This window comes from Kurthia massiliensis (assembly GCF_000285555.1).
In the GTDB taxonomy this organism is placed as follows: domain Bacteria; phylum Bacillota; class Bacilli; order Bacillales_A; family Planococcaceae; genus Kurthia; species Kurthia massiliensis.
The window spans coordinates 42,709-57,005 of record NZ_HE611003.1 but is presented as its reverse complement, the minus strand read 5'-3'; the positions used below and the strand labels follow the sequence as shown (position 1 = coordinate 57,005).

The 14,297-nt window shown below is 42.0% G+C and carries 15 protein-coding genes; 9 read left to right on the top strand and 6 right to left on the bottom strand.

Going from position 1 to position 14,297, the window contains the following annotated elements:
• Positions 1-16 precede the first annotated feature (16 nt).
• The 3 genes from KMHG_RS14875 to thrC all read right to left on the bottom strand — a co-directional run bounded on the left by KMHG_RS14875 (position 17) and on the right by thrC (position 2,764).
• Positions 17-673 (bottom strand): NAD(P)-dependent oxidoreductase, encoded by a 657-nt coding sequence (locus tag KMHG_RS14875; RefSeq protein ID WP_010290705.1) that lies wholly within the window; start codon positions 671-673, stop codon positions 17-19.
• A 125-nt stretch (positions 674-798) separates the two neighbouring features.
• Positions 799-1,710 (bottom strand): homoserine kinase, encoded by a 912-nt coding sequence (gene thrB / locus KMHG_RS14870; RefSeq protein ID WP_010290703.1) that lies wholly within the window; start codon positions 1,708-1,710, stop codon positions 799-801.
• Position 1,711: 1 nt separating this feature from the next.
• Positions 1,712-2,764: a threonine synthase gene (thrC, locus tag KMHG_RS14865; protein ID WP_010290702.1), complete on the bottom strand. Its 1,053-nt coding sequence runs from the start codon at positions 2,762-2,764 to the stop codon at positions 1,712-1,714.
• 194 nt (positions 2,765-2,958) lie between these two features.
• Between thrC and KMHG_RS14860 the strand changes: the two genes are divergently transcribed.
• The 5 genes from KMHG_RS14860 (at position 2,959) to menC (ending at position 9,037) form a co-directional block, all read left to right on the top strand.
• On the top strand, positions 2,959-4,182 hold the full coding sequence (locus KMHG_RS14860) for an MFS transporter (RefSeq protein ID WP_010290701.1): 1,224 nt from the start codon (positions 2,959-2,961) through the stop codon (positions 4,180-4,182).
• 118 nt (positions 4,183-4,300) lie between these two features.
• The gene (locus tag KMHG_RS14855; RefSeq protein ID WP_010290698.1) at positions 4,301-5,104 is read left to right on the top strand and encodes an MIP/aquaporin family protein; all 804 of its coding nucleotides are present in this window, start codon (positions 4,301-4,303) and stop codon (positions 5,102-5,104) included.
• Positions 5,105-5,121: 17 nt separating this feature from the next.
• Complete coding sequence (glpK, locus tag KMHG_RS14850; protein ID WP_010290695.1) at positions 5,122-6,615, top strand: glycerol kinase GlpK; 1,494 nt, start codon at positions 5,122-5,124, stop codon at positions 6,613-6,615.
• A 136-nt stretch (positions 6,616-6,751) separates the two neighbouring features.
• Positions 6,752-7,921, top strand: a complete 1,170-nt coding sequence (locus KMHG_RS14845; RefSeq protein ID WP_010290694.1) for an amidohydrolase — start codon at positions 6,752-6,754, stop codon at positions 7,919-7,921.
• Between the two features lie 12 nt (positions 7,922-7,933).
• A complete protein-coding gene (gene menC, locus KMHG_RS14840; RefSeq protein WP_010290693.1) occupies positions 7,934-9,037 on the top strand; it encodes an o-succinylbenzoate synthase in 1,104 nt (367 codons plus the stop codon).
• A gap of 27 nt (positions 9,038-9,064) precedes the next feature.
• On the opposite strand, the gene KMHG_RS14835 is transcribed toward menC, so the two are convergent.
• On the bottom strand, positions 9,065-9,856 hold the full coding sequence (locus KMHG_RS14835) for a GNAT family N-acetyltransferase (protein WP_010290692.1): 792 nt from the start codon (positions 9,854-9,856) through the stop codon (positions 9,065-9,067).
• A gap of 237 nt (positions 9,857-10,093) precedes the next feature.
• Between KMHG_RS14835 and KMHG_RS14830 the strand changes: the two genes are divergently transcribed.
• On the top strand, positions 10,094-11,020 hold the full coding sequence (locus tag KMHG_RS14830; protein WP_010290691.1) for a manganese-dependent inorganic pyrophosphatase: 927 nt from the start codon (positions 10,094-10,096) through the stop codon (positions 11,018-11,020).
• A 126-nt stretch (positions 11,021-11,146) separates the two neighbouring features.
• On the opposite strand, the gene KMHG_RS14825 is transcribed toward KMHG_RS14830, so the two are convergent.
• Positions 11,147-11,878 (bottom strand): SH3 domain-containing protein, encoded by a 732-nt coding sequence (locus KMHG_RS14825; protein ID WP_010290690.1) that lies wholly within the window; start codon positions 11,876-11,878, stop codon positions 11,147-11,149.
• A gap of 138 nt (positions 11,879-12,016) precedes the next feature.
• Between KMHG_RS14825 and KMHG_RS14820 the strand changes: the two genes are divergently transcribed.
• Both KMHG_RS14820 and KMHG_RS14815 read left to right on the top strand, forming a co-directional pair.
• Positions 12,017-12,721, top strand: a complete 705-nt coding sequence (locus tag KMHG_RS14820) for a DsbA family oxidoreductase (RefSeq protein WP_010290689.1) — start codon at positions 12,017-12,019, stop codon at positions 12,719-12,721.
• Between the two features lie 127 nt (positions 12,722-12,848).
• Positions 12,849-13,496 (top strand): FMN-dependent NADH-azoreductase, encoded by a 648-nt coding sequence (locus KMHG_RS14815; protein ID WP_010290687.1) that lies wholly within the window; start codon positions 12,849-12,851, stop codon positions 13,494-13,496.
• Between the two features lie 44 nt (positions 13,497-13,540).
• Here the strand turns inward: KMHG_RS14815 and KMHG_RS14810 are convergent, their stop codons facing one another.
• On the bottom strand, positions 13,541-13,723 hold the full coding sequence (locus KMHG_RS14810; RefSeq protein WP_010290685.1) for a hypothetical protein: 183 nt from the start codon (positions 13,721-13,723) through the stop codon (positions 13,541-13,543).
• 353 nt (positions 13,724-14,076) lie between these two features.
• Here KMHG_RS14810 and KMHG_RS18105 point away from each other — a divergent pair.
• On the top strand, positions 14,077-14,297 hold a 221-nt coding region (locus KMHG_RS18105), incomplete at its 3' end, for a helix-turn-helix domain-containing protein (protein WP_010290681.1).

Sequence of the window (14,297 nt, the reverse complement as noted above, 5' to 3'; positions counted from 1 at the left end):
TTTTTTATTTGCTTAGTTATAAAGGAGAAGGTACTGGTAATCCTTTTTCAGAAACGACAGTGAAGCGTTGTTTCTCAAATGATGGATTTTCAATTTCGTCTAATAAGGCGTACGCAAAGTCTGCATAAGAGACATAGCTTTCACCCTCATCATTCGTTAATAAGACGTCGTTGCCAATTGTATATTGGCCCGTACGTCGACCGTTCGGATCAAAATTTGCAGAAGGACTTGCGAACGTCCAATTGATAGCGGATGCTTGTAAATCTTCTAAGTTGCGCGCTTGGCTAGAGGCTGTTGGATAAAATGCTTCTGGGAAGTCAGGTGTGTCGAGTAACTTCGTTTTTTTATCTTCATCGACGTATAAGCTACCAGCGCCACCGACGACGATTAAACGCGTATCTGTCGGTTCAAACGTTTGAATTAAATGCTGTCCAGCTGTAACGTGTAAATCTTCTTGACCAGGAGGCGCGCCGAATGCGTTTACTACGACGTCGAACGATTCGATATCTTGTGACGTTAAATTAAATATATCTGTCTGAATGACAGGTGTGTCGAGTGCATCTAATTTAGATGGATCGCGTACGATAGCTGTCACTTCATGATTGCGTTTTTTCGCCTCTTTTAAAATTTTGCTACCTGCTTTACCCGTTGCGCCGATAATCCCAATTTTCATGTTGATTCCTCCCAAATAATGATTTTCATGTTCTTTCGAAAAATTCCCGAATGGCAGAAAACTAAACATAAGCTGTAGATAACAAAAGAGCTTCGCCGATTGGCAAAGCTCTTTGTTGTGTATATTTATTCAACGATTTCGTGTACTTCGACTTGAACGCCTTTCGTATCAACATGAACGGCTTGAATGTCGTATGTTGGATAAAGTGGACGCATTTTTTCGACGAATGCATCGACGTTCTGTTTTGTTAGAAGCGAGATGACAGTTGGGCCGGCACCGCTAATTGCTGTACCGAATGCACCCGCATCTTTCGCCGTTTGACGAATTTCGTGATAGTTTGGAATTAAGTTTGCACGGAACGGTTCGTGGAACAAATCATGTTCCATAAATTTACCAGCGCGTGCATAATCTTTCGTTAATAAAGCGGCTGTTAACATGTTCGCATTTGCGCTCGCATGAACCGCATACGCTTTATCGTATTGCGCAGGTAATACTTTACGCGCTTCAGACGTTTTTAGCTCGACGTTCGGAATGAACACCGCAAATGCAGCGTCTACGTCTTGTGTGTCGATCAGTTCAAGCTCACCGTTCGGTAATGTAGAACCGATCGTTAAACCACCACAAACCGATGCAGAAGCGTTGTCAGGGTGTCCTTCAATACGAGAAGCGAGCGTATATTTTTGTTCCGTCGTTAATTGTAAGTCACATACTTGGTTCGCCACTTCAATCCCTGCAACGATAGCAGAGGCAGAGCTACCAAGTCCACGTGCAAGTGGCAATTCACTGCGCATGACGATTTTACAGCTCGGAAGTTCAGCATTGTAGCGAGCAGCCGTTTCCTTTGCGACTTTATAAACAAGATGATCTTCTACAGTAAATTTTTCAGGCAAGTGAACAGAATGATGTTCGAACGCCCACTCATCTTGTAACGTCACATCTAATTCTAAATAGAGGCCAAGTGCTAGACCGATCGAGTCAAAGCCAGGGCCAAGGTTAGCAGTGCTACCAGGTACTGTGATTGACCAAGACTTTGCCATATTACAGTACGCTCTCGATATATTTGCGGATTTCGTCTTCGTCGTTCGGTAATGAAACCATTTCTACTGTAGAAGCTTTGACTGCTGTATCAGGGTCTTTTAAGCCATTACCAGTAAGAACTGCCACGACTTGGCTGCCTTTTGGAATTGAGCCGTTTTCAACAGATTGGATAACACCAGCGATTGATGCTGCTGAACCTGGTTCTGCAAAGACGCCTTCTTTTGCCGCGATTAGACGATATGCATTTAAAATTTCATCGTCCGTTACTGAACCGATTTTACCGTTTGATTCGTCACGTGCTGCTTCTGCTAATTTCCAGCTTGCAGGGTTACCGATACGGATCGCTGTTGCGATTGTTTCTGGTTTTGCAATTGGTGCGCCTTGTACGATTGCCGCAGCACCTTCCGCTTCGAAACCGAACATTTTCGGTAAGCGTGTACCTTTTTTCTCGTTATATTCTTTAAAGCCTTTCCAGTAAGCACTAATGTTACCAGCGTTGCCGACAGGAATCGCTAAAATGTCAGGAGCGTCGCCTAGTTGGTCACATACTTCAAATGCTGCTGTTTTTTGACCTTCTAAGCGATAAGGGTTTACAGAGTTTACAAGCGCCACGTCTGTTGTTTCGCTAATGTCGCGTACAGCTTGTAATGCTTCATCGAAGTTACCGTCGATTTCAATAATTTTTGCACCGTACATGTAAGCTTGTGCTAATTTACCAGCGGCTACTTTGCCTTTTGGAATAACGACAAGCGCTTGGATACCAGCGCGAGCAGCATATGCAGCAGCTGCAGCAGACGTATTACCAGTTGATGCACAAATGACGCATTTGCTACCTTCTTCGATTGCTTTCGCAACAGCCATTACCATACCACGGTCTTTAAATGAACCTGTTGGGTTTAAGCCTTCGAATTTTACATGTAATTCAATACCAAGCTCTTTTGAAAGTGTTTCTAGGTGAATTAAAGGTGTGTTACCTTCGTGTAATGTAAGTGCCGGTGTGTTGTCTGTAATCGGTAAATATTCTTTATAGTTGTCTAATAAGCCTTTCCACATATGCAATAATCTCCTTTTGTTCGCACTGAATAAACAGTTGTTTTTCTATAAAAGACATTCTAACGTTAATTGTCTCTCTATTCAATAGAATATCACAAATTTTCGGAACAATTTGAATAAAAAAAGTTATTGTCATTAAATTCAAGTCCGTGTATAGTTATGCATATACTAGTGACAAGACAGGTGATAGACATATGGTAACAACAGAAAAGAAAGAAATTTCAAAGCCGATGTCACGCAACCGCCTCCTTGCAACAGCAGGGGTTGGATGGTTATTTGATGCTTTAGATGTCGGCATTTTATCGTTTGTAATTGCAGCACTTGCAACAGAATGGCACTTATCATCGACCGAAATGGGCTGGATCGGCAGTGTCAACTCGATTGGGATGGCTGTCGGCGCCGTTGTTTGCGGTATGTTAGCAGATAAATATGGTCGAAAAAAAGTATTTATGTGGACGTTGCTCATCTTTTCGATTGCGAGCGGCTTATCAGCCATTACAACAACGCTGACAGCATTTTTAATACTTCGCTTTATAATTGGCGCTGGACTCGGTGGAGAGCTTCCTGTCGCATCGACACTCGTCTCTGAGAGCGTCGCACCACATGAACGCGGTAGAATCGTCGTTTTACTTGAAAGTTTTTGGGCAGCAGGGTGGATTTTAGCAGCAGTTATTTCTTATTTTATTATCCCATCGTTCGGCTGGCGCATTGCGTTACTTATTACGGCACTCCCAGCGTTGTATGCTGTCTATTTAAGAATCAAATTACCAGATTCCACAAAATATGAAGCGCTCGAAAAAACGAAGCGTCCGAGTGTATGGCAAAATATCGTCTCCGTTTGGACGCATAAATACGCGCGCGCGACGTGTATGCTATGGATTTTATGGTTTATGGTCGTCTTTTCATATTACGGCATGTTTTTATGGTTGCCGAGCGTCATGGTGATGAAAGGCTTTGATTTAATTCATAGCTTCGGTTACGTATTAATTATGACGTTGGCACAATTACCAGGGTATTTCACCGCGGCGTGGCTCATTGAAAAATGGGGACGTAAATGGGTGTTAGCCGTTTATTTATTCGGTACGGCGATTAGCGCGTTAGCATTCGGCTATGCTGTAGATGTGAACGTTCTCATCATTGCCGGTATGTTTTTATCATTTTTCAATCTTGGTGCTTGGGGCGCAATGTATGCTTATACACCAGAAAATTATCCAACAGTTATTCGCGGTACAGGTGTAGGACTAGCAGCAGGTATCGGTCGTATCGGCGGTGTCATCGGACCGCTACTTGTCGGTTCGTTAACGGCTGCGGGATATGGGCTCGGTCCAATTTTTGCTATTTTTGCGATTGCTATTGTCATCGCCATTATTGCCGTGTTAACGTTAGGAAAAGAAACAAAACAACTAGAGATCGACTAAAAAAGTCATGCATTTGCATGACCTTTTTTGTGAGGAACATCATACTTTTTTTGTCTTAAAAACCACAAATAGGGTAATTAATAAAAGAAAGTTTTGAATGTTTTAAAGGAGGAATTTTATGTCTACTTTTACAGCAGAGCTTGTCGGAACGATGTTGCTTATCCTTTTTGGTGGCGGCGTTGTGGCAGGGAGCGTATTAAGTAAATCAAAAGCATTCGGTGGCGGCTGGGTTGTTATTACGATTGCTTGGGGTTTAGCCGTAGCAATGGCAGCTTACGCAGTTGGCGGAATTAGTGGCGCACATTTAAATCCCGCATTAACGATTGCACTTGCATCGATCGGTGATTTTCCATGGAAAGACGTACCGATGTACATTTTAGCGCAAATCATCGGGGCGTTTTTAGGGGCAGTGATCGTTTATTTCGTTTATTTACCTCACTGGAAAGGAACAGAGAATCAAGACGACAAATTAGCGGTCTTTTCTACGATTCCAGCTATCAACCATCCGCTATCAAATGTAATTGCAGAGATGATCGGTACGTTCGCACTTGTCGTCGGTATTTTAGCACTCGGTACGAATGAAATGACAGATGGGTTAAATCCATTTTTAGTGGGGATGTTAATTATCGTTATCGGTATGGCGCTCGGTGGTCCGACAGGTTATGCGATTAATCCAGCGCGTGATTTAGGACCTCGTATTGCGCATGCATTATTACCGATTCCAGGTAAAGGTTCATCACGTTGGTCGTACGCATGGGTGCCAATCGTTGGACCAATTATCGGGGGCGTATTCGGGGCACTATTTTTCAAACAAATTTTTGAAGGAGAAAATTCAATCGCTTTCTGGATTTTTGCACTGATTGTCGTCATTATATTAATTGGCGCACAAATGACAGTTAAAAATGTAAAAGTAGATGACTAAAGGGAGGAATCACGCATATGACGAAAAAATTTATCATGGCTTTAGACCAAGGAACAACGAGCTCACGTGCGATCTTATTCGATGAGGAAGGAAAGATTTTTCATACTTCACAACAAGAATTTACGCAACATTTTCCACAATCAGGTTGGGTAGAGCACGATCCAGAACAAATTTGGAGTTCGATCTTATCGGTAATTGCGGGCGTATTGTCTGAGAAAAATGTAAGCGCTACGCAAGTACAAGGTATCGGGATTACGAACCAACGTGAAACGACAGTCGTATGGGATAAAAATACGGGTAAGCCGGTATACAACGCTATCGTTTGGCAATCACGTCAAACAGCTGATATTTGTCAGGAATTAAAAGATGCAGGTCATGAAGACATGGTACGTGATAAAACGGGCTTACTCATTGATGCGTACTTCTCCGGTACAAAAGTAAAATGGATTTTAGATAATGTCGAAGGCGCACGCGAAAAAGCGGAAGCGGGCGATTTATTGTTCGGTACGATTGATACGTGGATCATTTGGAAATTGACGAACGGTGCCGTACACGTAACGGATTATTCAAACGCATCTCGTACGTTAATGTATAACATTTTCGATTTAAAATGGGACGATGAATTATTAGACATTTTAACGGTGCCAAAATCGATGTTACCAGAAGTAAAACCGTCATCAGAAGTATACGGTAAAACCGCTTCTAAACATTTCTTCGGTCAAGAAATTCCAATCGCTGGTATTGCTGGGGACCAACAAGCAGCGTTATTCGGTCAAGCTTGCTTCGACGAAGGTATGGTAAAAAATACGTACGGTACAGGTTGCTTCATGCTGATGAATACAGGTGAAAAAGCCGTTCGTTCGAAAAAAGGATTGTTAACGACACTTGCATGGGGATTAGACGGTAAAGTGACGTATGCGTTAGAAGGTAGTATTTTCGTTGCCGGTTCAGCGATTCAATGGTTACGCGATGGGCTGCGCATGTTCCGCAATTCAGCGGAAAGTGAAAACTATGCAAAGCGTGTAGATTCAACAGACGGCGTTTATATGGTGCCAGCATTCGTTGGTCTCGGTACACCGTATTGGGATTCAGACGTGCGCGGTGCATTTTTCGGTTTGACGCGCGGAACGACGAAAGAACATTTCGTACGTGCAACGCTAGAATCACTTGCTTACCAAACGAAAGACGTTCTTGATGCGATGGAAGAAGATTCAGGTATTCCATTAGAACGTTTACGCGTCGATGGCGGTGCGGTAAAAAATAACTTCTTAATGCAGTTCCAATCGGATTTATTAAACGTGCCGGTTGAACGTCCAGAAATTAATGAAACGACAGCACTCGGGGCAGCTTATTTAGCAGGTCTTGCAGTCGGTTTCTGGGAGTCAAAAGAAAAAATTGCAGAGTATTGGAAGCTAGATAAAGACTTCGAGCCAGAAATGGATAAAGCGGAAGCTGAAAAGCTTATCGAAGGTTGGCATAAAGCGGTCAAAGCTGCACAAGCATTTAAATAAAATGTAGATGGAAAGAGCAATGAACAACTGTCATTGCTCTTTTTGTTGTCTTTGGCGCTCGGTGTGCACGTTATAATTTATCGATATCGGGTACAGGTAAAAAAGCACTTTTTCACACAAAAAGGATGGGATAACCATGATGAGCCAAGCAGACTTAAAACAATTAGAGCCACGTTTACTAGAGCTATTCGAATATTTACATGCACATCCAGAGCCAAGTTGGGAAGAATGGGAGACGACAAAGTTTTTAGCGCAATTACTTTCGAATGAAGGCTACGAACCGCATTTATTCGAAGATACGCCAGGTTTATATGTGGAAATCGGAAGTGGCAAGCCCGTCATTGGTCTACGCACGGATATCGACTCATTGTTTCAAGAAGTGGATGGCGTACATAAAGCCAACCATTCCTGTGGTCACGATGGGCATATGACGATGGCGGTCGGCGTGCTACTCATGTTAAAACATTTAAAACAAACAGGTGCATTTACATTGCAAACTGGTGGTACGATTCGCGTTATTTTCCAACCAGCAGAAGAAAAAGGGAACGGGGCGTTGGCGATGGTAGATCGCGGTATTATCGATGATATTGATTATTTATTCGGCGTGCACGTTCGGCCGATTCAAGAGCTAGCTGTCGGTAAACATGCACCGGCATTAAATCATGGCGCATCGATGATGGTACAATGTGAAATTTACGGCGAAGAAGCACACGCAGCTCGTCCGCATTTAGGGAAAAATGCGATTGAAATTGGCGGGAGCTTAATTGAAGCATTAAAAACGATACGCGTCGATACGCGCATTCCGTGGTCGGTAAAAGTGACGAAGTTTTCGGCCGGCGTAGGACACGGCAATACGATTCCAGGGAAAGCGATGTTGACGATGGATGCGCGTGCGCAAACGAACGCAGCGATGGAGCAACTTGATGTCGGCATTAAACGTGCGATTCGTTCTATTCGTGAAATGTACGATGCGCAAATTAACGCAAAAATTTTGTTAAACATTCCAGCGGCAGAAGTCGATGAAGAAGCGGAAGAAATTATTCGACGCTCTATCGTACAATCTGTCGGTGATAAACATTTAGCGGAGCCGGTCGTCACACCAGGCGGCGAAGACTTTCACTTTTATACGAAAATGCGTCCACACGTAAAAGCGGCAATGCTCGGTCTCGGCTGTGGCGTGACGCCTGGTTTGCACCATCCACATATGACATTTGATCGTGCGCAATTAATTAATGGCGTAGAAATTTTAACGAATACCGTCATAAATGCGATGCAATATGCGAAAATGAATGCGATGAATGTTTAAGGAAGTGGAATGATGCAAATCGAAAAAATAGTCATGCGAGAAGTTGCGATGACGATGAAATCACCATTTACGACAAGCTTTGGCTCGGTGCAAGAGAAACGCTTTTTAATTGTGGAAGTGTACGACGAGCTCGGAAATTGTGGCTATGGTGAAGGAGAGGCGTTTGAAGCGCCTTGGTACACAGAAGAAACGACAGGAACGTGCTGGCATGTGATCGAACAATTTTTAACCCCACTGCTGTTGCACAAAGAAATCGCGCACCCACGTGACGTCCGCACGTTATTCAAGCCGATTCGTCGCAACAATATGGCGAAGTCAGCGATAGAGTGTGCTGTATGGGACGTGTATGCAAAGCGTATCGATCAACCGTTATGGCAAGTATTAGGGGGTACGCGCGCGCAAATTCCAGTCGGCGTGAGCATCGGGTTGCAACCGTCGGCCGATGCGTTATACGCCAAAATTGATCAGGCGCTAGCACAAGGTTATGGCCGTATTAAAGTAAAAATTAAGCCGGGACAAGACGTGTCACTCATCAAAACAATTCGTGCACGTTACCCAGATGTACCGTTGATGGCGGATGCCAATTCAGCGTATACGCTTGACGATATCGATACGTTGCAGCAACTCGATCAATTTAATTTAATGATGATTGAGCAACCACTCGCAGCGGACGATATTTTACATCACGCTACGTTGCAACAATCACTCGAAACACCGATTTGTTTGGATGAAAGTATTACGTCCTACGACGATGCGGTAACAGCAATTACGCTCGGTAGCTGTGGGGTCATTAATTTAAAGCAAGCGCGTGTTGGTGGGCTTGAAGAAGCACGTCGCATTCACGATTTATGCGTTGAAAAACATATCGACGTCTGGTGTGGTGGCATGTTAGAAGCGGGGATTGGTCGTGCGCATGCTGTTGCACTCACATCACTCGCTGGTTTTACGATGCCTGGCGATACAGCAGGGTCTGATAACTATTGGGCACAAGATATCATCACGCCCGTCGTGACAGTCGACAGGGGATACGTGCATATGCAAGATGCGCCGGGTATCGGTTACGATGTTGATACGTCACTGTTAGAACAATATACGATTCGAAAAAAAGCATTTTAAAAGCGAGGCGCTATTAGCGTCTCGCTTTTAAAATGCCTTACTCATAATTAATTCATTTTCGAACCGATCGTTAATTAAAATCGCATTTTGACATTCGCCTTCTACGACGTAATTGAATTTTTTGAACAATGCGATGGCACCAACGTTTGTTTTTGCGACGCTTAGTTCGAGGCGACGTAATCCTTGATCGTTTGCCCATTGTTCTGCACTTGCCATCAGCTGTGTGCCGATGCCTTTGTGTGTATGTTCATCTAATAAACCAATCGTTAAAGTTGCACGATGTTTTAAATAAGGTGAGTCATACCCTTCAATAAATAAATAACCACCGATTTGTCCGTTAATAATCGCGAGCAGCATCATTGATGTATTTGTCATTTTCCATTCTGCGATGCTTTTACGTAGCGTTTGCACGGACATTTTTTGTTGCTGTTGACCGTATGGATATTTAAACATACGGAGCTGCAGCGTTTCGCCGAGTAATAAAATGTCGCGCGCATCGTCTAGTTCGGCTTGGCGAATCGTAAACGGATAATTATCTTCTGGTGTATGTGCACTTTCAAATTGCACATGCTTTTGGAATGTCACGTAATAGCCTGGTTGCACAGCTGTCACTTGATAGCCGTTTAACGACCAAGCTAAAAAGTGTTTCAAAGGTGGCTTCGTCTTTTGCCACCAGCTCTTATTCAAATAAGAGGCATTCGGCAATTTTTGCCCGATAATGTTCTCGATTTCAGTAAACGATAGTTCGATTATCGGTTGCTTCGCAGACTGAAAATAGTGAGCGAGTGGGACATATTTCTTTTCAATCTTCTGTTCCAAAAATGACACCTCTTTACATTGAAAAAGCTTTGGATATCAGAATCGTACCATATTTTTATGACTAATGGCGTTATTAATATGAAAAAAATTCTCATAATTCATTAAAAAAATGCTGCATTTATTAAAAAACGAATATTCTAGTAAAACACTTTGTTTTCGCGTCGAAACATTCTTTTTGCGAAATAACTATGGTAAAATAAACTGCGTAAAAAGCAAATATTAGGAGGAATTTTTGACATGAGTAAAGTTCTTGTTTTCGGCCACAAAAACCCAGATACAGATACAATCACATCTGCATTAGTATATGCATACCTTAAAAACCAACTTGGCGTAGAAGCGGAAGCTGTACGCCTTGGCGAACCTAACGACGAAACAAAATTCGCGTTAGAAAAATTCGGTTTTGAAGCACCTCGTTTCGTAGAAAAAGTAGCTACAGAAGCTTCAGAAGTGATCTTAGTTGACCACAACGAATTCCAACAATCAGCTGACGATATCGCTGACGTGACAATTGCAGAAGTAATTGACCACCACCGTATCGCAAACTTCGAAACTGCAGCACCACTTTACTACCGCGCTGAGCCAGTAGGTTGTACTGCAACGATCTTAAACAAAATCTTCAAAGAAAACGAATTAGAAATCCCAGCAAACATCGCTGGCTTAATGGTTTCTGCAATCGTTTCTGATACATTATTATTAAAATCTCCAACTTGCACTGAGCAAGATGTGAAAGCTGCAAAAGAACTTGCTGCAATCGCTGGCGTAGATTTAGAAGAATACGGCTTAGCAATGCTTAAAGCAGGTGCAGACCTTTCTGATAAAGCGCTAGAAGATTTATTAAGCCTTGATGCAAAAGAATTCGACATGAATGGTAAAAAAGTTGTCATCGCACAAGTAAACGCTGTTGATGTAAACGATGTACTAGGTCGCCAAGAAGAACTTACAAGCCTTCTAAACAAAGAAGTAGCAGAAAATGCATTAGATTTATTCTTCTTCGTTGTAACAGACATCTTAAACAACGATTCAGTAGCGGTACCAGCTGGTTCTGTGATCGATGAAGCAGCACAAGCTTTCAAAGCGGAAGTTGTAAACGGTCAAATCAACTTACCAGGCGTTGTATCTCGTAAAAAACAAATCGTTCCAGTATTAACTGAACAATTTGCTTAATTTGCTTGCGAGCGCTTCGGAGAACCGCTAAAATATTTTTGATACGTAAGTTTTGCTTGCTATCTTTCACGAAGCAATATTAAAAGAGGCTAGGGAATAATCCCTAAGCCTCTTTTTTCGTGTCTTTTATTGTAATGAACCGACGCGACTACTAATGTAACCGATTTGGCCATTGCTTGCATATACTTCATACCAATCACGTCCAGCGGCAGGAATTGTCGTGCCTGTGTATGTGTATGTGTCGCCAGTTGTTGCTTTTTCGATGACCGCACTTGCATCGTTTTGGTTCGTGTTAGAACGCACATTTGCTTCGCTCTTATAAATGACAACGACCGTGTAATCTGATGAATAGCTACTGCTGCTATAAGTCGTATGCATACGCGCGTTTAATGAACTTACGTAACCTATAACGCCATTGTTTGTACGCACTTTTAGCCAAATACGGTTATCGCTGGTGTATACTTTTTCATGTAAAAATTCTACGTATTCGCCGTAATCAAGTCCGTCGACAATTTTACCTTTAATATCTGCTGTACCGCGTACGTTTACGCTTTTTGCTGTTGCTTCCACGTAATCGTATGAATTGTCTGTTTCAGTACGTAATACGCTAGAGCCGGTTGTTGCTGCTTGTTTCGGCGCAGCTTGCGGCTGTTGTTGCTGTGCAGGTTGTGTCGTTTCTGTTTTTTCTGTTGAAGCTTCTGCTGGTTCAGTTGCTGCTTGTTCCGTCGTGTTGGTTGGTTCAGTGACTTCTTTTGTTGACTGTTCGTTTGCATCGTTTTTATCTACTGAAATATTGTACGATCCACATCCTGCAAGGCAAAATGCAGCGCTTAAAACGATTAAAGACTTTTTAATCAATGTATACACCCCTATTAGTGATAAATATCTAATTATTATATTTTATTTCGCCTTTTTTGTAAATTAATGGTGAGAAAAAAGTCGTAAAACATGCAATGCCAACAAAAGCCCGTTACAATACGCTTTGAGGTGAGGAAAATGAAAATTGAAGTATGGTCAGATTATGTATGTCCATTTTGTTATATCGGTAAACGCGAGTTAGAACGTGCGCTTGCATCGACAGGATTTGCAGCACAAGCAGAGGTCGTATTTAAAGCGTATCAATTAGATCCACAAGCGCCAGCACATTCAGATGAAACGATTGAGCAAGCATTGGCGAAAAAATATAGTGCGACAACGGAAGCGATGAAGCAACAAACAACGGGCATTGCGCAACGTGCGAAAGAAGTCGGATTAGATTACAACTTTGACGATATGCATCCAGCAAATACGTTCAAAGCACATCGCCTAGCGAAATATGCGGAAACAGTCGGTAAAGAAAAAGAAATGACAGAACGTTTATTACGTGCTTATTTCGTAGAAAATCAAAAAATCGGTTACGAAGATGTACTCGTAGCGCTTGCGAAAGAAATCGGACTAGATGAAGAAGCTACAAAAGCAGCGTTACAAGATGAACGATTCGCGGCAGAAACGTTAGTCGATATGCAACAAGCACAGCAAATCGGTGTACGTGGCGTACCGTTTTTCGTACTAAATGATAAATATGCGATCTCAGGTGCACAGCCAAAAGACGTTTTCGAGCGAGCAATTCGCCAAGTAGCAGAAGAAGAAAATTTAAAACCGAAACTACAAATGTTCGGTGATGAAAGTGCGACTTGTGACGGAGATCATTGCGATTTTTAAAATTCAGCCTAAAGTATGAGGCATTTTCTGTTGAAAATTTATCAAAAATTATTTAAAATTAATTTATCTTGAAAGAGAGATAAATGAAATTAGCATAAATATTAAAACAGAAAAGGGAGTTTTTATTTTGACAAACGTATTAGTAGTAAAAGCAAATAACCGTCCAGCAGATCAAGCTGTATCATCAAAAATGTACGAAGTATTCATGAACGAATTACAAGGTAAAGAAGGCGTAAACGTTTCAACATTCGACGTATTCGCAGAAGATATGCCTTACTTCGGTCAAGAAACATTCAATGCATATGGCAATTTACAAGCTGGTAAAGAATTAGAAGGCGTTGAAGCACGTTTAATCGCTGCACAAACAAAAGCACGTGAAGCAATCACAAACGCTGATGTTGTTGTATTCGCATTCCCATTATGGAACGGTACAATTCCAGCACCATTACACACATTTATTGATTACACTTATGCTTCAGGCTTCTCATTTAAATACAATTCAGAAGGTCAATTAGTATCATTATTAACTGACAAAAAAGCCGTTTTATTAAACGCACGTGGTGGTTACTATTCTTCACCAGAAGCAGCACCAATGGAACACGCAGTAAATTACATGAAACAAGTTATCGGCGGTGTATTTGGTATGGAAATGATTGATGAAGTAATCATCGAAGGCCACAATGCTAACTCTGCAAAAGCTGACGAAATTAAAGCAGCTGGCTACGAAGCAGTAAAAGTAGCAGCACAAAAAGTAGCTTCATTAGTAGAAGCTTAATCAACATACAAAAAAGACAGCATCCGTATAGGTGCTGTCTTTTTTTATAGAAGCGAAACGATTGCGAGTACGGCGAGTAAAAGTGCGCCAATAATCGCAATGCGTCGCGTATACGATGTACGCCACTCGGCACTATCTGCTTGTGCAAAGGGCAACATTAATTTTTCCGGGACGAGTGCAACAATAAATAACAAGATCGCACATATTGCGAACAGTGTGAAGTACATGTAATCACTCCTTGTTAATTTCAGTGTAACAAATTACGACATGAAAGAAAAAAATAAGGCTAGGGCAAAAAAAGAGGCTGGGACATAAGTGTAAAAACACCATCTCAAATGAGCATAAGAAAAACCGGAATCGCAATGCGTCGCGGTTCCGGTTTTTTGTTGCGAACGCTAAAAAAGGAAAGTGAAATGTTTTGTCCCAGCCCCTTTTTATCATTTTTTCGCAGAAGACCTCTCCCTCAAGGAACGTAGTGAGTAGGGAGGGGATGAATGCGAACGCAATCATTCTGCTCGCATCAATTTGTTGAAAAGAACACCTGTTCTCAATATAATATGAGAAAAAGGAGGTGTTTGTCATGCCACATAAAGCTTACCAGTTCCGTATCTATCCGAATAAAGATCAACAAGCGCTCATTCATCAAACACATGGGCATTGTCGCTTTGTCTACAATCATTTCTTAGCATTATGGAACACAATGTACGAATTAGAAGGTAAAGGACTAAATCGTTCTCTTATGTCCAAAATGCTCACAAAGCTGAAAAAACAAGATGATACGGCTTGGCTACGTAGCGTAGA

What these genes read in the sequence shown, in the direction of transcription:
- KMHG_RS14875 (WP_010290705.1), bottom strand. Translation starts at nt 673, where the DNA reads ATGAAAATTGGGATTATCGGCGCAACGGGTAAAGCAGGTAGCAAAATT.
- KMHG_RS14860 (WP_010290701.1), top strand. Translation starts at nt 2,959, where the DNA reads ATGGTAACAACAGAAAAGAAAGAAATTTCAAAGCCGATGTCACGCAAC.
- KMHG_RS14855 (WP_010290698.1), top strand. Translation starts at nt 4,301, where the DNA reads ATGTCTACTTTTACAGCAGAGCTTGTCGGAACGATGTTGCTTATCCTT.
- glpK (WP_010290695.1), top strand. Translation starts at nt 5,122, where the DNA reads ATGACGAAAAAATTTATCATGGCTTTAGACCAAGGAACAACGAGCTCA.
- KMHG_RS14820 (WP_010290689.1), top strand. Translation starts at nt 12,017, where the DNA reads ATGAAAATTGAAGTATGGTCAGATTATGTATGTCCATTTTGTTATATC.
- KMHG_RS14830 (WP_010290691.1), top strand. Translation starts at nt 10,094, where the DNA reads ATGAGTAAAGTTCTTGTTTTCGGCCACAAAAACCCAGATACAGATACA.
- thrB (WP_010290703.1), bottom strand. Translation starts at nt 1,710, where the DNA reads ATGGCAAAGTCTTGGTCAATCACAGTACCTGGTAGCACTGCTAACCTT.
- thrC (WP_010290702.1), bottom strand. Translation starts at nt 2,764, where the DNA reads ATGTGGAAAGGCTTATTAGACAACTATAAAGAATATTTACCGATTACA.
- KMHG_RS14810 (WP_010290685.1), bottom strand. Translation starts at nt 13,723, where the DNA reads ATGTACTTCACACTGTTCGCAATATGTGCGATCTTGTTATTTATTGTT.
- menC (WP_010290693.1), top strand. Translation starts at nt 7,934, where the DNA reads ATGCAAATCGAAAAAATAGTCATGCGAGAAGTTGCGATGACGATGAAA.
- KMHG_RS14845 (WP_010290694.1), top strand. Translation starts at nt 6,752, where the DNA reads ATGATGAGCCAAGCAGACTTAAAACAATTAGAGCCACGTTTACTAGAG.